At 35.7% G+C, this 213-nt stretch carries 1 pseudogene; it reads left to right on the top strand.

Annotation, left to right across the window (positions count from 1 at the left end):
• Positions 1-213 (top strand): annotated as a pseudogene (locus ACQCVE_RS19710) (RNA-guided endonuclease TnpB family protein); the annotation flags it as partial.

Genomic DNA, 213 nt, shown 5'->3' with positions numbered 1-213 from the left:
AATCATCCCTATTTTGGTGAAGCCTGTCTGCATTTGGAATAACCAAAACTACTCGTTTGACTTCACTCACATACATTTGCCTTTGCTGATTAACGGTAAAGTAAAGAAAACACCTATTCGTGCGATAGTAGTCGATAAGCATAACCGCAATTTTGATTTGCTAAAGCATAAACTAGGAACTCTTCGCATCACAAAAAAATCAAATAAATGGAT

Origin of the sequence: Metabacillus sp. 113a, from assembly GCF_050107635.1 — a bacterium.
Taxonomy (GTDB): domain Bacteria; phylum Bacillota; class Bacilli; order Bacillales; family Bacillaceae; genus Metabacillus_B.
Note: the sequence above shows the minus strand (reverse complement) of the source record. Positions and strands in the feature narration are given on the sequence as shown.